This is a genomic window from Mesorhizobium sp. P2_B11 (assembly GCF_056404855.1).
The window spans coordinates 136,257-157,866 of record NZ_JBFUDF010000007.1 but is presented as its reverse complement, the minus strand read 5'-3'; the positions used below and the strand labels follow the sequence as shown (position 1 = coordinate 157,866).

Annotated in this window: 20 protein-coding genes and 1 pseudogene; 1 reads left to right on the top strand and 20 read right to left on the bottom strand. The window is 63.0% G+C overall.

All coding sequences use genetic code 11. The annotated features are described in order from the left end of the window. A complete protein-coding gene (locus AC1DYJ_RS23585) occupies positions 1–489 on the top strand; it encodes a GNAT family N-acetyltransferase (protein WP_477282625.1) in 489 nt (162 codons plus the stop codon). Positions 490–501: 12 nt separating this feature from the next. Here AC1DYJ_RS23585 and AC1DYJ_RS23580 read toward each other — a convergent pair whose 3' ends face one another. From AC1DYJ_RS23580 to ku, 20 genes and pseudogenes are all read right to left on the bottom strand, one after another. Beyond that, complete coding sequence (locus AC1DYJ_RS23580; RefSeq protein WP_477282031.1) at positions 502–1,068, bottom strand: AAA family ATPase; 567 nt, start codon at positions 1,066–1,068, stop codon at positions 502–504. Continuing rightward, positions 1,068–1,487, bottom strand: coding sequence for an ASCH domain-containing protein (locus AC1DYJ_RS23575; protein ID WP_477282029.1), 420 nt, complete (start codon positions 1,485–1,487; stop codon positions 1,068–1,070). The genes AC1DYJ_RS23580 and AC1DYJ_RS23575 overlap by 1 nt, the downstream gene beginning before the upstream one ends. Further along, the gene (locus tag AC1DYJ_RS23570; protein ID WP_477282027.1) at positions 1,465–2,514 is read right to left on the bottom strand and encodes a GNAT family N-acetyltransferase; all 1,050 of its coding nucleotides are present in this window, start codon (positions 2,512–2,514) and stop codon (positions 1,465–1,467) included. The genes AC1DYJ_RS23575 and AC1DYJ_RS23570 overlap by 23 nt, the downstream gene beginning before the upstream one ends. Positions 2,515–2,792: 278 nt before the next feature. Then, on the bottom strand, positions 2,793–3,776 hold the full coding sequence (locus tag AC1DYJ_RS23565; protein ID WP_477282025.1) for a substrate-binding domain-containing protein: 984 nt from the start codon (positions 3,774–3,776) through the stop codon (positions 2,793–2,795). A gap of 113 nt (positions 3,777–3,889) precedes the next feature. Further along, entirely contained in the window at positions 3,890–4,936 is a 1,047-nt protein-coding gene (locus AC1DYJ_RS23560) for an ABC transporter permease (RefSeq protein ID WP_477282023.1), read from the bottom strand. Further along, the gene (locus tag AC1DYJ_RS23555) at positions 4,936–6,453 is read right to left on the bottom strand and encodes a sugar ABC transporter ATP-binding protein (RefSeq protein ID WP_477426272.1); all 1,518 of its coding nucleotides are present in this window, start codon (positions 6,451–6,453) and stop codon (positions 4,936–4,938) included. Before AC1DYJ_RS23555 ends, AC1DYJ_RS23560 begins: the two co-directional genes overlap by 1 nt. Then, complete coding sequence (locus AC1DYJ_RS23550; RefSeq protein WP_477282020.1) at positions 6,450–7,448, bottom strand: LacI family DNA-binding transcriptional regulator; 999 nt, start codon at positions 7,446–7,448, stop codon at positions 6,450–6,452. Before AC1DYJ_RS23550 ends, AC1DYJ_RS23555 begins: the two co-directional genes overlap by 4 nt. 332 nt (positions 7,449–7,780) lie before the next feature. Further along, a complete protein-coding gene (locus tag AC1DYJ_RS23545) occupies positions 7,781–8,230 on the bottom strand; it encodes a GFA family protein (protein ID WP_477282018.1) in 450 nt (149 codons plus the stop codon). 34 nt (positions 8,231–8,264) lie between these two features. Beyond that, complete coding sequence (locus tag AC1DYJ_RS23540; protein ID WP_477282016.1) at positions 8,265–8,804, bottom strand: isochorismatase family protein; 540 nt, start codon at positions 8,802–8,804, stop codon at positions 8,265–8,267. Positions 8,805–9,048: 244 nt separating this feature from the next. Next, positions 9,049–11,052, bottom strand: a complete 2,004-nt coding sequence (locus AC1DYJ_RS23535; RefSeq protein ID WP_477282014.1) for an amidase — start codon at positions 11,050–11,052, stop codon at positions 9,049–9,051. Between the two features lie 305 nt (positions 11,053–11,357). Continuing rightward, a pseudogene (locus tag AC1DYJ_RS23530) lies at positions 11,358–12,604 on the bottom strand (ABC transporter permease). A gap of 19 nt (positions 12,605–12,623) precedes the next feature. Continuing rightward, complete coding sequence (locus tag AC1DYJ_RS23525) at positions 12,624–13,328, bottom strand: ABC transporter ATP-binding protein (protein ID WP_477282012.1); 705 nt, start codon at positions 13,326–13,328, stop codon at positions 12,624–12,626. A gap of 5 nt (positions 13,329–13,333) precedes the next feature. Next, a complete protein-coding gene (locus AC1DYJ_RS23520) occupies positions 13,334–13,795 on the bottom strand; it encodes a hypothetical protein (protein WP_477426271.1) in 462 nt (153 codons plus the stop codon). Positions 13,796–13,911: 116 nt separating this feature from the next. Further along, positions 13,912–15,654: an alkaline phosphatase gene (locus AC1DYJ_RS23515; protein ID WP_477282008.1), complete on the bottom strand. Its 1,743-nt coding sequence runs from the start codon at positions 15,652–15,654 to the stop codon at positions 13,912–13,914. A 209-nt stretch (positions 15,655–15,863) separates the two neighbouring features. Continuing rightward, positions 15,864–17,387: a WD40 repeat domain-containing protein gene (locus AC1DYJ_RS23510; protein WP_477282006.1), complete on the bottom strand. Its 1,524-nt coding sequence runs from the start codon at positions 17,385–17,387 to the stop codon at positions 15,864–15,866. A 110-nt stretch (positions 17,388–17,497) separates the two neighbouring features. Further along, positions 17,498–18,268, bottom strand: a complete 771-nt coding sequence (locus tag AC1DYJ_RS23505; protein ID WP_477282004.1) for an exodeoxyribonuclease III — start codon at positions 18,266–18,268, stop codon at positions 17,498–17,500. Between the two features lie 156 nt (positions 18,269–18,424). Next, the gene (locus AC1DYJ_RS23500) at positions 18,425–19,072 is read right to left on the bottom strand and encodes an alpha/beta hydrolase family protein (RefSeq protein WP_477282002.1); all 648 of its coding nucleotides are present in this window, start codon (positions 19,070–19,072) and stop codon (positions 18,425–18,427) included. Further along, entirely contained in the window at positions 19,062–19,424 is a 363-nt protein-coding gene (locus tag AC1DYJ_RS23495) for a hypothetical protein (RefSeq protein ID WP_477282000.1), read from the bottom strand. Before AC1DYJ_RS23495 ends, AC1DYJ_RS23500 begins: the two co-directional genes overlap by 11 nt. A gap of 89 nt (positions 19,425–19,513) precedes the next feature. Further along, positions 19,514–20,644 (bottom strand): tetratricopeptide repeat protein, encoded by a 1,131-nt coding sequence (locus AC1DYJ_RS23490; RefSeq protein ID WP_477281998.1) that lies wholly within the window; start codon positions 20,642–20,644, stop codon positions 19,514–19,516. Beyond that, positions 20,641–21,561 (bottom strand): non-homologous end joining protein Ku, encoded by a 921-nt coding sequence (gene ku / locus AC1DYJ_RS23485; RefSeq protein WP_477281996.1) that lies wholly within the window; start codon positions 21,559–21,561, stop codon positions 20,641–20,643. Before ku ends, AC1DYJ_RS23490 begins: the two co-directional genes overlap by 4 nt. Positions 21,562–21,610 lie beyond the last annotated feature (49 nt).

The window sequence follows — 21,610 nt, the reverse complement described above, 5'->3', positions numbered from 1 at the left end:
ATGTCGACCATGTCCCTTGGCCTTTCAGCGCCCCTCTCTCTAGCCGACAGAGCTAGCATAGGCTTTCGGCCGTCCGAGGCCGAGGCCCTACAGTTCCTTCTCCCGTTGTCGAACGACTACCCTGGTATCGATCAATGGTTTGCGACAAAGGTCGTACCCGGCTTGCGCGATGGGTCCCGGACTCTCCTTCGCGTCGAGCGCGATGGTTATCTGGTGGGTCTCGGCATCGCCAAGAAGGAAGATAACGAAAGAAAAATCTGCACCGTCCGTATTGCCCCATCACACGTTGGCAAAGGTATTGGTGTTCGTATTTTCGATAGACTCTTGACTTGGCTAGACTACGACAAACCCCACCTAACGGTGAATACTGAGAAGCTGCCATCGTTCGAACGAATTTTTGAATACTACGGTTTTAAACTAACCTCGTCCGTTCCTGGACTTTATTTGCCATCCTCTGTCGAACTTGGCTACAACGACATTACTAACTGATCACTTCGTTCATTATTTGTGACCGAATTTGTCCTGCAGCCGGTCGATAGCGGGTTGCAAATCATATGATTGCACAACAACGTCAGTTACTAGAGGCTTGTTGAGTGCAGCGGCGTAGGACGCTACAGCTTTTCGCTCCGCACGTACTTCGTCGCCAATCTGAGCGACTGAACGGGATGGACGGACTCGCAACGCCCCATCTCTACGCTGCCTGATCGTCGCGGGATCCGCTTCGAGTAGAATGAACCCATCAGGTTCCAGAGCCCCTATAATATCCAGCGGCACCTCCACCATCACGGCGTCGTTGTCTATCACAGCATGCGAATCAAGCAGTATCGTCCGATTAGAATCAGCTTCCCTGAGAGCCGCTACCGCCGACGGGAGAACGGCTTGGTTTGCAATCACCGAGGTTGCGGTTGCCGTGCGTAGCGCCTCGATAGGCCGACCATGTGCCTTCTCAAGGATTGCGCTGGCGCGACTATACAAATAGTCAGGATGGGCATTCGTATAGGTCAAACAGGCCGTCGTTTTGCCCACGCCCGAGACCCCAAAGACCAGGATCAGAGGGGCGCGCGCCATCAGAATAACTGAAGCTGCTGTCGGCGCCGAATATCCTCGCCGCTTCCAGCTACATACATGTACGACTGCGGGGGCGTGAATTCGTCAATAACGTCAGCAGGAACAATAGGCTCATCAAAGATGCGCAGCTCTCCGATTTTCAGCGCATACGCCTTTTTCCGGCCTGCGAAATAAGAATCGAAGTAGCTTTTAGTGATACCAGACCCCCTCTCAGTCGACACCCAAAGCCGCTCCGGTTCATCTTCAATTATATCCGCAATGTCAAATTCACCTACAAATCTTCCTACTGGTTTTGTACAATAAATTAGGACGGTGCTTATGTCACGTCGCGCAAAAATTCTCCTACGAAACTCGAATATTTTTGTCCCGCTTAATATATTATCGACATGGATAGGCTTAATCGACAACAAGACGCGCATTTATTTCTCCAGCAGCCAGAATGTGAGTTAGCTGATCCAAGGTCAGAGCGCGTAAGTCCCATCTAGGTTGAACAGACATTATGCCTTCTTCAATGAGGCGACCACGCGTCGTACGTCGATTGAAAGCTGCATTATAGGTCATTTTGGCTACGCTCAGCCGGCTTCGCGTGATAAATTGGTCCCGCAATTCGTCCTCGGTGAAAACACTTCTTGGCCTAGTATAATCGAGGAAATCCTCGACATCGACAAAGTCCCTCTTATATTTAACTTCTTCTACTACGCAAACCGATGTTACTACCGACCTATAGTGAGCATGCCCTTGCCGATCGGTGGTCCTATAAAACACTACCACGTCACCTGGAGACATCCGCTGAAGAGACAGGCCCGAAATATAAACCTTGTGAATTGTGTTGGTGTGCGAAACGTCTTGAACAATCTCTTGAGCTTCATTGCGCAAAATCGAATCTGGCAGCAAGCGCGTGTGGTACTCGGGGTAGATCGCTAGCAACCAGTAGGACTGGCCATTTGTGTGAATAAACGGGTAATCCCGAAGGGAGTCGCCCGCAAAGTCCGTCAGAGATCGCGTGAGAACAAGTTCCCTCCCGTTTCGGGTTGTCTTCGTCGCGGTCCGCTCGAAACCATAGCGCTCAAAAAGAGCGATAAGGCTGTCGTGGACTTCGAAGACTGTGATGTAGATTCCGTCAGCCCCTCTATCGAGCGCTGTATCGAAAATCTTCTTGATAACCCTTTCGCCGAGCTTGGTGCCTCTCGGGACTATCTTGAGCGTTCCGACCTTGAGCCAAGCCTTCGCCGGCAGGGGAGGTTCGACATCATCGACTGCGCCGTCCTCCCGCTTGAGATAGATCATCCCACTGAGTTCTGCGCCGTCATCAACAACGTAGACGTCTTCGCTCGCCTTACTGAAAAACCAATCGGTAAATTCAGTGTAGCCTACCTTCAGGCTGTCGAAGAATGGATCATTAGTCGACAGATCGCGAAATTTGGTAAGGCGTAAACGTCTCGACATGAATCCCTCCAGTCGGTACGCCTTCACTGTCATCGACCTGTTAGTCTTGGATCGATCTTGACCGATTCTGTCAATGCCGATCAGGTACGAACATCGGTCCGGTCGAATGCCCACCAGCTACGCGTTATCCGAAGCCGTGAATTCATCAGGCGATAAGAGCGTCACCTGCATGAGATGCAAGGCCGGCCGCCCTCAGCGGCACTTGGAGTTTGGCGTTCTCAAACAAACAAGGCCCCTTCCGGGGCCTTGCGCATCAACCTCAGTGCCGGGCTCGCCCCTCACTTCCCCATCAGCTGCTTGGCATTCTCGGCCGTGATCGCCGTCGTCTCCACCGTCACCGTCGGCTCAACCTCGGTCGCGCAGTCGAGCAGGATCTTTTTCGACATCTCGATCGCTTCCTTGGCGCCCGTCGGGTAGGTGAAGGTTGCCACCCAGTCGCCCTTGGCCACGGCCTCGATGCCGCCGGCCGGGCCCGGCAGGCCGTCGGTGCCGATGATCTTGACGTCCTTGCCTGCCCCCTTGGCGGCGAGCAGCGCGCCGGCGGCCATCATGTCGTTGGAGGCGTAGAGCACTTTGATGTCGGGATGCGCCTGCAGCATGGCGGCGAAGGCGACTTGCGCTTTATCCGGCACCCAGTCGGCGGCTTGCTCGGCGACGATCTGGACCTTCGGGTTTCCCTTCACGCCTTCCTTGAAGCCGTTGAGGCGCTCGACGGCCGGCGTCGAGCTCGGCAGGCCTTGCAGCACCGCTGCCTCGCCGCCATCGGGCAGCAGCGTCTTGGCGGTGTACTTTCCGGCTTCCTCGGCGATCTTGAAATTGTCGCCGCCGATGAAGGCAGTGTAGTCCTTGCCGGGGTCGCCGACCGTCTTGCGGTCGAGCTCGATGACCGGGATGCCGGCATCCATGGCGCGCTTCACCGCCGGCGTCAGCGGTGCGGCCTCGAAGGGCGAGATCAGCAGGATGTCGACCTTCTGGGTGATGAAATTGTCGACCTGCGAGGTCTGCGTGTTGACATTGCCGGCGCCGTCGGCGATCTGCAGCGTGAAACCAGGCACTTCCTTGGCCGCCGCCTCCAGCTCGTCATTGACGTGCTGGCGGTAGGGCTCGGCATTGTTGGCCTGCGAAAAACCGATGATGAACTGGCCGTCCTTGGCGCAGGCTTTCACCAGCGGCTCGGCGGCGTAGGCGGTGCCGGCAATGCACAAGGCGGCACCTGCCAGAAGCACGGCCTTGAGGGTCGATGCTCTTGTAATGGTTCTCATAACTCACTCTCCTCCTCGTCGGGCCGGGGGCCAGACCTTGGTTGACGTCCTGCCGTCTCCTCCTGTTTGTTGGTGCATGTCGTCATCGCAAAACCGATGTCATGCGACATGCACTAACGACCCAAACCCTCGCGGCGGCGAACGAGGGATTGAAGCACTGCCGCCAGAACGATGATCGCGGCGGTCGCGAGCAACTGCATGGCGGGGGTGATGTTGTTGAGCTGCAGGATGTTGGCGAGTGCGCCGAGCATGATGGTGCCGGCGACGGTGCCGACCATCGAGCCGGCGCCGCCGAACAGGCTGGTGCCGCCGATGACCACGGCGGCGATGGCCGTCAGCTCATAGCCCATGCCGTCATTGGCGCTGCCGAAATTGAACTGACCGGCGTGCACAATGCCGGCAAGGGCGGCGGCAAAGCCGGTGATGGCGTAGACAGAGATTTTCACCATCGACACCGGCACGCCGGAAATGCGCGCGGCGCGCTCATTGCCGCCGACGGCAAAGACATAGCGGCCGAAGCGCGTGGTGTTGAGCACGATGGTGGCGATGGCCGCAAAGACGATGAAGACCAGTGTGGCGACCGGCACGGTGTTGTTGAACAGCCGCTCGCCCAGCACGGCAAAGACAGGCGGCGCCAGGCCCGGCCCGTCGCCATAGGAAATGTTGATGTACTGGTTGCCGGAGACGACCAACGCGAGGCCGCGCGCGGCCTGCAGGCCGGCCAGCGTGACGATGAAGGGTTCGAGCCTGAAACGGGTCGAGATCGTGCCCTGTATCGCGCCGAAGACGATGCCCATGACGAGCACGGCGAGAATAGTGGGGATCAAGCCGAAGCCGCCGGAGATCATCATCGAGGCGGTGACGACGCTGGACAGGCCCAGCACCGCGCCGACCGACAGGTCGATGCCGGCGGTGATGATGACGAAGGTCATGCCGATGGCGATGATGCCGGTCTCCGACACGGCGCGCACGATGTTGGCGATGTTGTCGGGGTTGAGGAACAGGATTTCGCCATGGCGGCGCGGCGAAAAGATGATGCCGCCGATCGCCACCAGCACCAGGCCGATCAGGCTCTGGAAGCGCACGATGAGCGCCAGCGGATCGCGATGTTTTTGCGGCGCCGTCGTCACGGGGGCCGGCGAAATCTTCTCGTCAGACATCATGCCTCCCTGCCGTTTGCCGCGGCCAGCACCGTGTGCTCGTCGACGCCGCCCATGAATTCCGCCACATTGCGCCCCTGGCGCAGCACCACGATGCGGTCGCACAGACCGATCAGTTCCGGCATCTCGCTGGACGCCACCAGAATGCCGAGCCCTTGCGCGGCAAGCGCCCGCAACCGCGCGTAAATCTCGCCCTTGGCGCCGACATCGACGCCGCGCGTCGGCTCGTCGAGGAGCAGCAGGCGCGGGTTGCCGAGGATTTCCTTGGCCAGCACGACCTTCTGCTGATTGCCGCCCRACAGCGCGCCGACGGCGATATCCGGGTTCTTCGGGCGGATGTCGAACTGGCCGAAAGATTGTTTGACCGCTTCCGCCTGGCGGCTTGGCGACATCAGTCCGGCCGGCGAGATGCGACGGATGACCGACATGACGAGGTTGAGCCCGACCGCCATGCGCAGCATCAGGCCTGAGCCGCGGCGGTCGTCGGTGACGAAGGCGATACCGGCGGCGCGGGCGGCGCTGATCGAATCCAGTCTTACCGGCTTGCCCGATATGGCGACCTCGCCTTCCCAGCGGCCCGACAGGCCGGTGCCGTAGAGCGCGGACAACAGTTCGGTGCGCCCTGCCCCCATAATGCCGGCGAGGCCGACGATCTCGCCTTCATGCACGTCGAGCGACACGCCTTGCGGCGCCTGCCAGCCGGCGCTGTCGCGGGCGAGTTTGAAGCTCGCGTTCTTCAGGCTGAGCAGCGGCTTGCCTGCCCCTTTGGCGCGCTGCGGATAGAGCTCGTCCAGCGGTCGTCCGACCAGCAGCCGCACCAGCTCGGCCTGCGGCGCGTGCGGCTCGGTGATGCCGGCAACGCGGCCGTCGCGCATCACCGTCACGCGGTCGGCAATGCCGGGCACTTCCTCCAGCCGATGCGAGATGTAGACAATGCCGACGCCGGTGGCGGCAAGCTTGCGCATGATGTCGAACAGGCGGTCGACCTCGCCGACGGTCAGTGCCGCCGTCGGCTCGTCCATGATCAGCACGCGCGAGGCATAGGACAGCGCCTTGACGATCGCCACCACCTGGCGCTGGCCGATCGAGAGATCCGCCACCATCGCCCCTGGATCGATGGCGATCTCGATCGCTTCCAGCCGCTTCTTCGCCTCGCGGCGCATCGCCGGCACGTCGAGGAAACCGCCCGGGCGCATCAGCTCGCGGCCGAGGAAAAGATTGGCGGCGACATCGAGCGACGGCACCAGGTCGAGCTCCTGGAAGATGGTGGCGATGCCAGCGGCTTGCGCCTCGCGCGGGTTGTTGAAGCGCACGGGTTTGCCGTCGATCGCGATCGTGCCTTCGTCCGGCGTGTAGACGCCCGACAACAGGTTCATCAGCGTCGACTTGCCGGCGCCGTTTTCGCCGAGCAGCGCGTGGATTTCGCCCGCCTTGAGGTCGAAGTCGACGCCACGCAGTGCCTGCACGCCGCCGAAGCGTTTGACGGCGCCGGTCATCACCAGAAGCGGCGCGGTCATTTCGGTCTCCCGCAAGACGCGCGCGCCTGCAGCGTCGCCTGCAGGCGCACGGCTTGGGGCGGAGCTTCGCTCGAGGCGATGCGGGCGCTGAGCAGGGCGGCCGCCTGGCGGCCGATCTCGGTGCAGGGCTGCTCGACCAAGGTGAGGCGCGGCTCGAAACAGTCGGCCCATTCGAAATCGTCGAAGCCGACCAGCGACAGGTCGCGCGGGATGGAAAGACCCTTTTCGCGGATGGCGCGGACTGCCCCGATCGTCGTCATGTTGTTGCCGGTGACCAATGCGGTGGGCGGCGTTGGCAGCGACAGGATCGCATGCGTCGATGCGGTCGCTGCCGCCGTGTCGACATTCTCCGGCGAGACATAGTGCGGCACGCTTTCAAGTCCATTGGCGGCGAGCGAAGCCTGGAACGCCTCGATGCGCTCGCGCGTCGTCGCCAGACCGGGCTGGCCGGCGATGTAGCCGATGCGCTTGTGGCCGAAGGACGCGACATGGTCGATCAGCGCGCGCATCGCTGTGTCGTTCTCGACGCCGATCTGGTCGAAGCGGTCGTCGGCGAAACGGTCGATCAACACGCACGGCACTTTTTTATCGGCGAGATAGTCGATGGCGCGCTGCGGCGAGCCTGACGGCGCCAGGATGACGCCGTCGACGCGGCGCTGGTGGAAGGCGCGCACCACCTGCAACTCGCGGTCGGGGTCTTCCTGCGTGTCGGACAAAAACACCATCAGCCCGAGCCGCGCGCATTCTGCCTCGACGGCGCAGATGATGTCGGTGAAATACGGATTGGAGATCGCCGAGATCGCCAGGCCGACACTGTTGGTGGTCGACGCCTTCAGCGAGCGCGCCAGCTCGTTGGGCTGGTAGCCCATGGCTGCAATGGCGTCGTTGATCAGCTTCGCCTTCTCCAGCGAAACGAAGCGCGTGTTGTTGACGACGTGCGAGACGGTCGACACCGACACGCCGGCGCGCCGCGCCACTTCAGCCATTGTCGGCAATGAAACTCAGCGCCTGCAAGCGCTCCTCCCGATCGCGTTTCCCGTCCGCTCTGATGGCGGATTTTAGGGAAGCTTAGGGTGATCGAAACGTTTGCGCAATCGATTCGATGGAATTTTTTGTATCTTCCTTCTCCCCTTGTGGGAGAAGGTGGATCGGCGCGCTAGCGCCGAGACGGTTGAGGGGTGATCCAGCGAAGTGAGGCGTTGGTGTTCCTGTTGCCAAGCAGCGGATGCAGATGAATGTGTGCGCCAAGCTGGAGCACCCCTCATCCGACCTCGCTTCGCGAGGCCACCTTCTCCCACAAGGGGAGAAGGTAAAGCGCTCAGCAGCTTCAGCGCCCAGCAAACTCCGCCACCAGCCCCTCATAGTCCTCGAACGCCGGCAACGCCGCGTAACTATGCACCGCCGGCGTCGTCGCCCAGGGCAGTTTCTCGCTGGTCCATGTCTCGATGAACGGCGTGAACCAGCCGGGTTCGTCGAGCATGGTCGGGCGCAGATTGACGAACCAGTCGAGCCCCTCGGGCCGGGTAAACATCCAGCTCATGCAATGCGGGCAGAAATAGTGCTTCGAGGCGCCGTGCAGGCCGCCGACCACCGGCTCGCCCTGGGTGATTTCAAACCCGTCCGAGGGAATGGCGGCGCTCAGAGAATATGCACTGGCCGACATGGTCTGGCAGCCGGTGCAATGGCAGGCCATGGTCAAAAGCGGCCTGGCGGAAATCTTCAGCCGCACGCGCCCACAGCGGCAGCCGCCTTCGGCCGGCAGTTTCAAAACTTGCAAGGCAGTCTCCTGTCTTCGACGCGATCCGGGCGTTTCAGCTGCCGGTCAGCGCCTTGGTCGTCACCAGCGTGGCGCCGGCATTGGTGAAGTCCGTGTTGTACCGGGCGATGATCTCGTCAGCGGTCGCGTCGGGCGTATCCAGCGTGGAGTGGGCGTCGGACACGACAGTGACGGCAAGGCCTTCGGCCAAGGCGCCCTTGACGGTACCGGCGATGCAGAAATCGGTCTGCGCGCCGGCGAGCACGACTTCATCGGCACCCTGCCCGGCCACCCAGGCGCCAAGCTCGGGATTGGAGAAGGCGTTGCGGACGGTCTTGGAGAATGTCGGCTCGTCCTTGGCCTGGCCGAGTTCCGGCCATACCGGCCAACCCGGCTCGCCCGGCGCCAGCGGATCGCCGGCCGGCCCGTCATGCCTGACGAACGCGATCTTTCTGCCGCTGCGCCGCGCCCAGTCGATCAGCGACCGGGTGCGCTGCGCAATGACCGGCGCATCGTGGATTGGTGGCTCGACGCGCCCGTCGAACATGTTGGTCTGGAGATCGATGACGATGAGCGGAGCGGGAGCTTTTGGCATGGCGCGAAGATAGCGCGGGTGGCGGATGGGTCAAGCGGGCGGAGCTGCAGGAACTGCTGATCTCCCCCCTTGTGGGGGAGATGGCCGGCAGGCCAGAGGGGGGGGCGCGAAGGATCGCGGCGTTCAATCACTGGCCCGTCTGAAACCTGCGCAAGACAGCTGGCTTTGGCTGACAGGCTGGCAGGACAGCGCCCCCCTCTGCCCTGCCGGGCATCTCCCCCACGAGGGGGGAGATCAGCTAGCCTCATCCGACCCCGCCCGTCACTGTATAAGCACCGACCGTACGCCCATCCTCCAGTCTTACAATCGCGGTGACGATCGACCCGTAAGCGCCGCGCCAGACACTGTGTGTCCGTTCATGCTCGACGCCTGGCACAACGATGCGACCGCGAAAACCTGCGCCACTTCGCTGCATGGCGACAGGTTCGCCATTGACGTGGACCTTAATGTCAGCGGTCTTCGCATCGAGTTCGACCGCTACAGCGATCTCGGCCTGGTCTCCTTGCCGTATCGTTTCCGCGGCTAGCCTGAACGCCGGCGGCGCTGCATCGCTGACCCGCAATCCGCCGCGCCCCACAAACACATCATCCGCCAGTGCCGGCGTGCGTGGCGGGCTGGTGCGGCGTTGGGTGGCGCGCTCGTAATCGCCGGCGAATTGCAGCAGCCTGACATCGTCATAGGCCTTCCCCGCAAATGTCAGCCCGACCGGCATGCCGATATCGGCCATCGTCCCCATCGGCACGGTGACGGTCGGGATGCCGAGATGGCGCCAGACCAGATTGCCGTTGGCGACCCAGGTGCCGTTGCGCCAGGCAAGGTCCGCCGAGGCTTCGTTGATATCGGCGTCGGCCGGGCCGACATCGGCGACCGCCGGCAACACCACGGCGTCGAGCTTGTGCTCATCGAGCCAGTCCTCGAAGTCGAGACGCCGTGTCGCCTCCAGCCCCTTGAGCCCTTCCGCCAGCGTGGGAATGTCTGGGAAAGACGTCACGCCCTGCTTGGCCCGAGTGACATAGTCGGCGAGGTCGAATCCGTCATCGCCATAGCGATCGGGCAGCGCGCCCGGCGGCTGCGGGAAAATTTTGGGGCCGTCGACCGAAGCCAGATCGGGGATCACCGAATCGGCATTGGCGCGCAGAAAATCGTCCCAGCCCCAGATGCAGAGGTCCCAGATTTCGCGCTCGGCAAAAGCTTCCGGCACCAGCCCGCGCTCGACCATGGTTTTCGCGCCTGGACGGTCGCGCTCATAGTTGGAGACGACGGGAAAATCGACCTCGACCACTTCGGCGCCGAGCTTTTCCAGATCGATTGCCGCCTGCCGCCAGAGGTCGACCACAGAGGCGCGAGTCTCGATCGGTCGCTCCGCGTCGTCATCGCGGCCGATATACATTTTCGGCACGCCGAGGCGCTTGCCTTTCAGCGATCCCTCCAGCGGAAGCGCCGTGTAGCTTGGCGGCCGGAGATCAGCGCTTTTCGGGATCGTCACCCAGGGCTGCGCGCGCCAGAAATCGCCGCGCGTCTCCGCATCGTCGGCGACAATCACGTCGAGCAGTTCCAGCATGTCGGCCATACCGCGTGTGTGCGGCACCACCACATCCATGGTCGGCACCAGCGGCCAGTTGCCCCTGACCGAAATGACGCCGCGCGAGGGCGTGTATGCAACAAGCGCATTGTTGGAGGCCGGCGCGCGGCCTGACGACCATGTCTCTTCGCCCAACCCGAACGCGGCGAAGCTGGCGGCGGTGGCGGTGCCCGAGCCGTTGGACGAGCCGGAGCCAAAGGCGGCGGTCAGGTAATCGGCATTGTAAGGGCTTTCGGCGCGGCCATAGACGCCGCGCTGCATGCCGCCATTGGCCATCGGCGGCATGTTGGTCAGCCCGATCAGCACCGCGCCGCCGGCCCGCAGCCGCGCGATGGTGAAGGCGTCCTCATTGGCGACGAGATGTTCGAAGGCGGGCGAGCCCGCGGCCACCGTCAGGCCCCTCACCTTGTAGCTGTCCTTGGCGGTGTAAGGGATGCCGTCGAGCGGCCCGAGCGTGGTGCCATTGCGGCGCCGCCGGTCGGATGCGGCGGCCTCTTCGAACATATTTGGGTTCAGCACCGGCACGGCATTCAGCGCTATGCCATGGCGGTCGTAATGCGCGATGCGCCGGAGATAGGCGCCGACCAGCTCGACGCTGGTGACGGTGCCGTCTTCCAAGGCACGGCGCAGGTCGGCGATCGAGGCTTCGACGAGGTGGAGGGGCATGGGATTCTCAAGATACAACAGGCGAAGGAGTCTTGGCATCGGGCGATGCAAGTGTCACGCCTCAAAAGGCTGGCACGACGGCGACGCTGCTGATCTCCCCCCTCGTGGGGGAGATGGCCGGCAGGCCAGAGGGGGGCGCTGTCCCGCCGGCCCCTCAACAAACCGGACGACGTCACATCACTGCACGTCGGTAGCGCGAAACGGATCAAGGTCGCGATCCTTCGCGCCCCCCTCTGTCCTGCCGGACATCTCCCCCACGAGGGGGGAGATTAGCCATCCTCGTGGCTCGCCACACTTGGCTCTGTTCAATTCCTGAGCGCCTGCGCCGGCGACTGCCGGTAGGCGAGGATCGACGGCACCACCGCGGCCAGGCCCGCCACAACAAGCAAGATCAGCACCGAACGCATGTCCTCGATGCGGAACGTGACCGGCAAGGAAAAACCGCTCACCTCGCCCATCGTATGCGCGATCGTTCGGGCGGCGAGATAGCCGAAGAGGAAGCCGAGCAGGACGCCGGCGCCGACGATGACAAAGGTTTCCACCCAGACGATCCCGAACACCACCGCGCGCGGCGCGCCGAAGGCGCGCAGGGCGCCGATCTGGTGCCGTCGCTGCAAAACATGGACGATGACGACCAGAAGGATTGCCGCCGCGACGAGGAATTGCGCGCCGGCCGCCACCACGGACAGGATGCGCCTTGCATCGCCGAGGGTTCCGTAGAGCCGGGTCAGCACTTCGCCGGGGAAGACCGCCAGCGTGCGTTCGCTGCGGTATTGCTGGCGCAGCTTGTAGGCGTCGGCGATGGTGTGCGGTTTTACCAGGACGGCCGGCAGGCCGGGCGCTGCGGGATCGAGAACGGCATCGGGATTGATCGGCGCATCGAAACCATGCGGCTCGGCACCGTCTTTCGCGTCGACCTGCTCGACCAGTGCTGCTATTCTGGCGCGTCCGTTCTCGTGTTTATGCACATGCCAGACCGCCTCGATCGGCACGATGATCGCCCGGTCCCAGGCCGTGCCGGTGGGGCTGAGGCGCCCGACAATCGTATAGGTGAAATCATTGTGGATCTCGGTCGCCGCATGCAGCTGCCCGTGCGCGGGATGAAAGCGAGCGCCGACGCTTTTGGGCACAGCGGCGCCGACCAGCGCATCGCCTAGCAGCGCAAATGTGCGGCCCTCGGAGATGCCGCCCAGTCCATCGACCAGCGCTTGCGTGGTGCCGACGATCGGGAAGTCTTCGACAAAATCGCCGAAACCGACCGGCGCTGCCCAGGCCACCCGCTTATCCTTGATGAGCCCGGCAAGCACATCGCCCGGCATCAGCGACAGGGGTGCCGCCTGGAGAAATACCGAGGACAGCACCAGCTGGGTTTCGCTGCCCGGCGCGCCAATCACCAGGTCGAAGGCATCGGCGGCTTGCGCGCTGCCCAGCCGCAGCGCCCGCTCGCTGAGCGTCACCGCAACCCCGAGCGCGGTGGCAGCGCAATCAGCAGGGCTACGGCGGCCACGCCGATCCAGTGGCGTCTCAGATCCGCGGCTATGAAGCGGAGCATCGGCTATTCCTTTTCCAGCTCAAAACGCTTCATCGCGTATGTCCTCAGATGTCGCCGCGTCGCGCGTCACCTGACCGGCCTCCAGGCGGATGATCCGGTCCAGCCTTTCGATCAGCCGTTTCTCGTGACTGGCGACTATGAGGGTGGTTCCCGCCTCGCCGGCCAATTGCAAGAGCAGGTTCGCCACCGCGATTCCGGCATCGGCATCGAGGCTGGCGGTCGGCTCATCGGCGACGACAATGGCCGGTCTCGTCACCAGCGCCCTGGCAACGGCGACCCGCTGCATCTGTCCGCGTGACATGGTTTCGACCGGCTGTCCGGGGCGCGCGATTTCGACCCGTTCGAGCAGCCGCAGTGCTTCCGCCTTCAGTTCGGCCACCGGGAGGACCCGCGACAGTCTGCCGGGCAGCAGCACGTTTTCCAGCGCCGACAGGCCGGGGCTGAGGTAGAATTCCTGCATGACCAGGCCGACATTCGCGGAGCGCCAGCGGTCGCGCCTGGCTTCGGAGAGGCTGGAAAGCTCGGTATCGCTCCAGCGCACCGAGCCGTGGCGTGTCCGTTCCAGCCCGGTCACGATGTTGATGAACGTCGTCTTGCCCGATCCCGAAGGACCAGTGACCGCAACTTTTTCGCCAGGTTGGATATCCAGCGCAGGCACGGCGAGCGCAGGCTTCTCAAGGTCGCGGAAGGAGACCCGCAAATCGCGCACGGACAGGCCGAGCATGATCGCTACGCCGCCCGGTAGAAATGCGCGTCGACGATGCGCAAAAGGCTGACGAAGCCGGTTTCCGGATCGGTCCACGAGCCGGTTTCCAACCTGCCTGCCACTTCGATGAGAGCGTTGGCCTGTTCGAAGGTTTGCGCCTGGTCGAGATAGATGACGACGATGTTGTCGGGCCAGTCGGCGTCGGACGAGCAGAACGGACACAGCGCCATCGGGATCTCGGTCAGGACGAAGAATTTCGCCTCGGCCTTGAGCGGCGGCGCCATGAAACCCCGCATGGTCACATCCTGGCCGGCAAGCGTCTTGACCTTGTCGGAGAAGCTCATGCCGAGCACGCCGATCTTGGCGTAGAGGTCGTCGAAGGTGAGCGGCTCTGGCGCTGCCGACGCGCCGCGCAGACTCGCCGAAAGACAGACCGCAGCCGAACCGAGCAGCATGCCGCGACGGGTGATCGGTCTGCACTCCATGATTGCTCTTCCCTTGTCGACTGGCACGGGCGCCGCTGGCGCCCGAACCATCGTCCCGGCCTGCTCCATCCGCAAGCACCGGATGAAGCGGCCGGGATCATCATAGACTGCGCGGCTCAGTTCGTCGCCGGCGCCAGTCCGAGCGCATCGGCGAGAACTTTGTAGACGTCGCTCTCTTCCATGTAACCCTTGAAGCCTTCGGCACCCGGGCCGCTGGCCTGCAGCACGACGTCATCGACAGCGTGGACCGCGCTTTCGGCCGACTTCGGCAGATTGCCGATGCGCAGCACGGCGCCGGGCACGTCCTTGTACTTCTCGTTGGCAACATACTGCTTGCTCTCGTTCTGCACCGCCGGCACGAACGGGCCGTCGAGCTTCGGGCGGAACGTCTCGTAATAGTCGGGGAAGTTGGCGCCGAAGATGGCCAGACGGCGCGAGACATCGACGCTGTCGGGATAACCGTCGTTGTTCTTGTCCTCGTAGTTCGGGAAGCCGGCGTCGGCATAGACACCGACCTTGTCGCGCATGTCGGGACCCGGCTTGCTGTCGTCGATGGTGCCGACGATGGAGACGCTGTGGGTGTGGTCGCCGGTGACGACGATCATCGTGTCGGGATGGGTTTTGGCGAATTCCATCGCAACGCCGACCGCCTTGTCGAATTCGATGACCTCTACCATGGAGCGCTCCCAATCCATCGGATGCGACATCTTGTCGACCGAAGCGCCTTCGACCATCAGGAAGAAGCCTTCGGGATTCTTCGACAGTTCACCAAGTGCAACATTGGTCATCTCGACCAGACCCGGCTGATTGGGGAAGGTTTCCACGGTGCCCTTCTTGAGGAAGTCGCGATCAAGCGTGACATCCATGTTGCCGGTGTGGAACAGGCCTAGGATCTTGCCGGTGTTGGTCTTGGCGGCGGCCTCGAGTTCGGCCTTGTCGATGGCAAGGGCGTATCCGGCATCACGGAATTTGGCGATGTAGTCGGTGTCGTCCTTGCGCTTGGAGCCGGCCGTGCTCTGCGGCAGGAAATAGGCGGAGCCGCCGCCGAGGATGACGTCCGGTTGGGTCTGGAGGAACATGCCGACGATATCGGCCTTGTCGCCGCGGCTGCGGGTATGGGAGACGACGGCTGCCGGGGTGGCGTCCTCGACCTCGGCCGTGGTGACAACACCAATCGACTTCTTGCCGGTGCGCCGCACCGCCTCGGCGATGGTCTCGACCTTCGGATCATCCTGGCTGGCCTTGGTGCGGTCGGCATAGACGCCGAGCGCGTTTACGGCCGTCTTGTGGCCGGTCATATAGGCCGACATGGTGTTGGCGCTGTCGGTGGCAATCGCGTTGGTCGACGACGTGCCGATAAAGGCCATATGATCGAGATCGTCCATGTTGAGCCGGCCGTTTGCCTTGCCTTCGGTCATGCCCTTGGACATGATCCGCGCGCCGGTGCGATGCGCAACGGAGAGGCCGTCGCCAAGCAGGAAGATGACGTTCTTCGCGCGCGGGGTCGCCGAGGTTCCGAACACCTCCCATTTGACGGACTTGGTCTCGTCGCCAGCTTTGGCTTCGATGTCATAGGTACCGGGCTGGGCGATGCTGGCGGCGCGGATCAAAATCGCGGAGGCATCGACCCCCTCTTCCTTCTCGACAAATTCGACCTTCTTGCCGAGGACCTCTTCGGCCGGCTTGCCGTTGATCGTCACCGTGACCTGGTCAGGCGTGACGACCTTGTCGAATTCGACCTTGAGGTCGAAAGGCGATTGAGCGAGGATGGTGGCGCGGTCGAGAGGATAGATCGTGGCTGCACCAGCAGCGCTGGCAAGACTTGTCGTAACGGCAAGCGCGATGAGGGGGCGAAGCATAAGTGACCTCCAAAATTGACAGATAAAAGACAGGTTTTGGTAGTCGGTGCCGATGTCCGTTATATGACACGACCTCGCCCGGGGCGCTCACATTTCTGCGTGGTCCGGAGCTGGTTGAGAGTCAGGATTGAGCGAAGCTGCCGACGCGGCGTTCGGCTGGTCTGTTGGCCATCTCCTTCGCACGGAAGATCAGCTGTCGTGCAGACCATTCACTGCGGCGCGCCGGCGAACAGAATTTCGCCGTCGCCTGTCGCCGGCCAGTCCCTGATGGTGCGGTCGTCGCCGCCGGTCAGCAGCGTGCCGTCGGGGGCGAAGGCGACGGCGTAGATCGGGCCGGTGCGGCTGTCGAACATGGCGGTCTGGTTGCCTGTGTCGACATCCCACAGCCGTGCGGTGCCGTCGAGCGAGCCTGACGCCAGGCGCTTGCCGTCGGCCGACAGCGCCAGGGTGTAGACGGTGCCTTCATGGCCCTCGAAGCGGCGCAGCTCCCTAAACGTGTCGAGGTCCCAGAGCTTGATCGTGTAGTCGCCGCTGCCTGTGATGACGTGATGGCCGTCGGCGGTGAAGACGGCGCCGTAGGCGCCCTGTTCGTGGCCGTGCCAGCTGCGCAATTGCTTGCCGCTTTCGACGTCCCAGAGTTTCAGTGTGCCGTCGATGGAGCCGCTCAGCGCGCGCGTGCCGTCGGGCGAGATGGCGACCGTGCTGATCGGCCAGTCGTGCCCGGTCATCACATGCAGCGCGGATTTGTTGACGAGATCCCAGACGATGACGTTGCCGGTGTCGTGGCCACTGACGGCACGCTTGCCGTCCCGGCTGATCGCCAGCTTGCGCACGCCGCCATTCTCGCCCGATGAGAAGACATGCAGCACGGTGCCGTCGGCGAGCTTTCGCAGCACGATTTCGCCGTCGTCGCCGGCGGTTAGCGCGGTGGCGCCGTCGGGCATGAACAGCGCCGTGCGCGCCATGTCCTTGTGCTCACCGAGGTTGCGGATCAGCCGCTTGCCGGCGATGTCCCAGAGCTTGATCATGTGGTCGGTGCTGGCGCTCATGATTTCGCGGCCATCGGCTGACACGGCGAGCCAGACGACGGCGTCGCGGTGACCGTCGGGCTCGGTCGGCAGCGCCGGCGGAGGCGGTGGCAAGGGCGCCACGGTTTCCGGGGGCGAAGGAAGTGCGGCTTGTGGCGGCGAGGCCGGAGCCGGCGGCGGCTCCGGCGCTGCTGGAGGTTTGGCTGCTTGCTCAGGCGGCGGGGCGGCTAGCGGCGGCGCTGGTGGTGTCACCGGTTCCGGCACCGGTGGGGCGCTGACATGTTGCTTGGGTTCATTGGGCTCGCTCGGCGTGGCCACTTCGCCCGGGCCGGTATGACGCCGCCAAGTGAATTGGTCGGCCAGCAGCGCCAGCACGGCGATCACCTGAAGCATGAGAAAGGCGCGTCGCAAGCCAGGGCGGCCCTTCGGGTCGATCTCGGCGTCGCGGCCAAAGAGCGGCGCTCCCGCAGTTTTGCCTGGCCGACCGGGCAGCAGCCCGGCCCAGAACAACAAAGCGCCAAACAGGCAAAGCCCGCCCACGGTCAGGAACACCACCGGCTGCAGCGTGGCTGGACCATGCAGCATGTGGATGATTCCGTCCCAGCTGAAATCTTTGTCGCCGAACAGCAAATACGCCCGCACCAGGCAAGCCAGGGCGGCCGCCAGCAGCGGAAGCGCAAACAGCCTTTCGGCCAACCTGTCCATCGGGCTCCCCCTCGATGCTGCACGCACCTTGCTCATCATGCGGCCAGCCGCAGCGAAACAAATAGCGCAAACCAACGTCCACGGAAGTGGTCGCGATCACACAGCCAAGCTCACTTCAATTCCACCCAAATCGGCGCGTGGTCGCTGGCGCCGTCCTGCCCGCGAACATCACGATCGATGCCGGCAGCAGTGAGGCGGCGCGCCAGTTTCTTCGACAGCAAAATGTGGTCGAGCCTCAAGCCGGCGTCGCGCGGCCAGCGGTTGCGGCGATAATCCCAGAATGTGTAGAGCGTTTCCTTCGGATGCTTCTTGCGCAGCGCATCCGTCCAGCCCTGCTCGAGCAGGCGCTGGAACGAGGCGCGGCTTTCCGGCTGCACCAGCGCGTTGTCGTCATAGGAGCGGGTGGCATAGATATCGCGCGGCTCCGGCACGATGTTGTAGTCGCCGACCAGCGCCACCGGCAGGCCGGTGTCGAACAGCTGCTCGGCATGCGCCTCCAGCCTTTCGTGCCAGGCCAGCTTATACTGGAATTTCGGCCCCGGCTGCGGATTGCCGTTGGGCGCATAAAGGCAGGCGATGACGACACCATTGACGGCCGCCTCGATGTAGCGGCTCTGCCTGTCGGCCTCGTCGCCCGGCAGCGTGTCCGCGGTCAGAACAGGTTCCGATCCCCGCGCGAGTATGGCCACGCCGTTCCAGGTCGGCTCGCCCTTCCACACCGCGCCATAGCCGGCCTCGGCCAGTGCGGTACGCGGAAACTGCATGTCGCGCGCCTTCAGCTCCTGCAGACAGACGACATCGGGCTTGGCTGCCGCCAGCCAGGCCAACAGGTTCTGCAGCCGGCTGTTGATGTTGTTGATGTTGAAGGAGGCGATTTTCATTCAAGGTCCGCTGATATTCGGATGATGCCGGCCTGCAAATGGCTGACACCTGCGCTTCCGGTGCTCACGTACTTTTAGTACGCTCCGCTCCGGTTCTCGGTATCAACCATTTTCGACTCGGCCTGACCCGAATCTCAACAGACCTTGGGGCGGAGATCAGGAAGCGATCCGCCCCGCCCACCCCTTCACCGTCTCCGCCAGCGTCTTCAGATGGTCCGCCGTCGAAAACCCCGATACGCTCTTGCGCGGCTTCAGGTCGTGGTCGCCGTCTTCCAGCCAGATCACTTCGATGGTGTCGGAAAGGCCGTAGGTCGCGACCTCGTCCCTGGTACCGAACTCGTCGCGCGTGCCCTGGAAGATCAGCGTCGGCGTTTTCAGACCGGCGAGATGTTTGGTCCTGAGTTGCTCGGGCTTGGCCGGCGGATGGAAGGGATAGCCGAGGCAGACGAGGCCCACGATCTCGCCTTTGGCAAACATCTCGTCGGCGACCATCGAGGCGACGCGGCCGCCCATCGACTTGCCGCCGATGATGAGCTTTCCCGTGACACCCCTGGCTCTCAGGTCGGCGATTGCCTTGATGTATTCTGGGTTGACCGTCTCGGCGCGCGGCGGCGGCTTGCGCTGGCCATAGCGGCGGGCGGCCATATAGTGGAATTCGAAGCGCGCGACCTGGAAGCCGGCAACGGCGAGCGCCTTGGCGGTGGCGGTCATCGAGGGAGAATCCATCGATGCACCGGCGCCATGCGCCAGCAGGATGGTGACCGGGGCGGTGTCGAAGCCGTCGAAGAGGAAGTCAGTAGGCATTAGATTGCGGGCTCCCGAAAGAAAGATAGGAGAGTTCGGAACCACCCCGTCTCCAATCCTCCGGGTGAAAGACGAGGGAGGCGAGAGCAATTGAGAAAATTGCTGCTAGGAAAATGAGGATCGGTCGACCGAATAGGATCCGCTCCTTGTTGGACATCAGATCCCGGATATCCGAGCTCTCTCCGCGACAATATTTGCTTAAACTGATGTTGTTGTCTTGCGAAAAATCCCAGTGATTGCTCTTGTAAAAGTGCAGCTCACGAATCTGCTGCACCATCAAGAAAAGAAAAGCTGCCGTACAAACCGCAAGTAACAAACACAAGAAGGGAAACTCCCCGCCTTTCCAGTCCATTACCAGATCCTCCACCTGCAGAAACCTGATAGCCCTTCCGGCTCCTATCCCATTTGACCAGGGCAGGACGTGGAGCAAAGAGTGGGCGCTCAGGAGACGGACTTCCGCGTCAGCTGCAAATCCACGAACTGTATGCCCTTTTGCGCCGTGCGCGCCCATTCGGAGTCGGCGTCGAGTTCGAGGTAGCGCACCCAGTTCCGCCGTGCCTCTGCCAGATTGCCGGCGTCGAATTCCAGCCGGGCGAGGTTGAACACCGGATCGGCATAGCTCTTGTCGAGCGAAATCGCCTTTTGCAAATGCCTGCGTGCCGAGGCGATCTTGCCTTCGTCGCTCATCAGCCCGGCGAGGTTGAACCACGCCTCGACGAAGGCCGGATCGAGTTTGATCGCCCTTGCGTAGTCATGGGCGGCCTCGGCTGTGCGGCCGGCGCCGCGCAGGCAGTTGGCGCGGTTGAAGGCGGCGATGGCGTCGCTCGGATCGATACTGAGGCAGCGCTGGTAAAGGGCGGCCGCATCGTCGTGCCGGCCCTCCTCTTCCGCGCTTTCAGCCTCGGCGAACAAGTCCTCCAGCGTGTCGTCGCCGGCTGCACTCGCGTTGCCGAGATCGAACAGCAGCTGGCCGTCAAGCTCGCTCTGGCCGCCTTCGAGATAGATCGCATCGGGCCGGCCATGCTGCGACCCGACATTGAGCGACTTGGCGGTGAGCGAGGCGACCGGGCCGGAGCGGTGCACGGAGCGCGCAATCGCGCCCCATGAAGCGCCGCCGGCGACCAGCCCGGCATATTTGCGGGCCAGGATCAGGTCACGGAAGGAGTAGGGTTCTGCATCATGCTCGAAAGCATCGAACAGGCTGAGCAGGTCGACATCGGCGCCCGACAGTTTCGACTGATCGATCAGCGATTGCCTGGACAGCGAAGATGCATCCGGCGCCCTCATCAGGCCGAGCAGGCGCAGGAAGCCGTTCTCGCTAAGAAGTGTTCGCCCGGCGGCGCGCTCGGCCGAGACACGGCGCTCGATCTCGACATCGCCGGCCTTCGCCATGCCGGCCTTGGCGAGCAGCGTGCGCCCGAACACGACATGGCTGGTGCGCCTGGTGACGCCGCGCCGCAACTGGCCATGCCGGCGCTCGACCTCGCGCGCGGCAAGCCGCAGCGGAAATGCCGCCAGCGCGCCGATGGTGCCGAAGACGGCGCCCGGGATTATACCGGTTGGCGCCGTCACCCCTTGCTCTTGCCGACGGCCTTGAGCAGGTTGGCCTTCAACGGGTTTTCCTTGGCCGCGCCTGCCCCAGCCTTAGCACTGCTTGCCTTGGCGGCCGGCTTCTCCGCCTCGTCGGCCTTGCTCTTCGACTTGGCCGGCGGCTTGGCCGATTGCGACAGGCTCGCCTTCAGCGCATCCATCAGGTTGATGACATTACCGCGCTCGGGGGCAGCCGCGATGATCGGCTTGTGGCCCTTGAGCTTCTCGCGGATCATCGTCATCAGCGCGATCTCGTAGCGATCCTCGTAGTTCTTCGGATCGAAGGTGGTTTCCTTCTGCTTGATCAGCGCTTCGGCCAATTGCAGCATTTCGGCGTCGGGCTTGCCGGCCGGGATGTTGCCGAAATATTCAGCCGTGCCACGCACTTCGTTCGGATTTCTCAAGGTGCAGACGAACATGCCGTTCTCGCGCGAACCGATCGTCACCACGCGCTCGCGGCTGGACAGGACAAGGCGGGCGATCGCCAGCTTGCCGGACTTGCGCATGGCTTCGCGCAGCACGGCGAAGGTTTCTTCGGCCATGGCGCCGTCCGGCGCCATGTAATAGGGCGCGTCCTGATAGATGACGTCGACCTCGTCTTCATCGACAAAGGCCTCGATGTTCATCGTGTGGTTGGATTCGATGCGCACCGCGTCGAGGTCGGCGTCATCGATGATGATGTACTGCTTGTCCTCGTACTCGTAGCCCTTGACCAGATCCGAACGCTCGACCAGCCCCAGTTCAGGGTCGACCGGCTTCATGTTGATGCGGTTGTGGGTCTTCTTGTGCAGCTGATTGAACGAGATGCGCTCGCTGGTCGTCGTTGCCGGATAGAGCCGGACCGGACAGCTGACGAGGCTGAGCTTGAGGTAACCTTTCCAACTTGCCCTGGGCGCCATGATCTACTCCTACGCGGCCATGCACTGTCACACCGATGCAGTGCTGCTC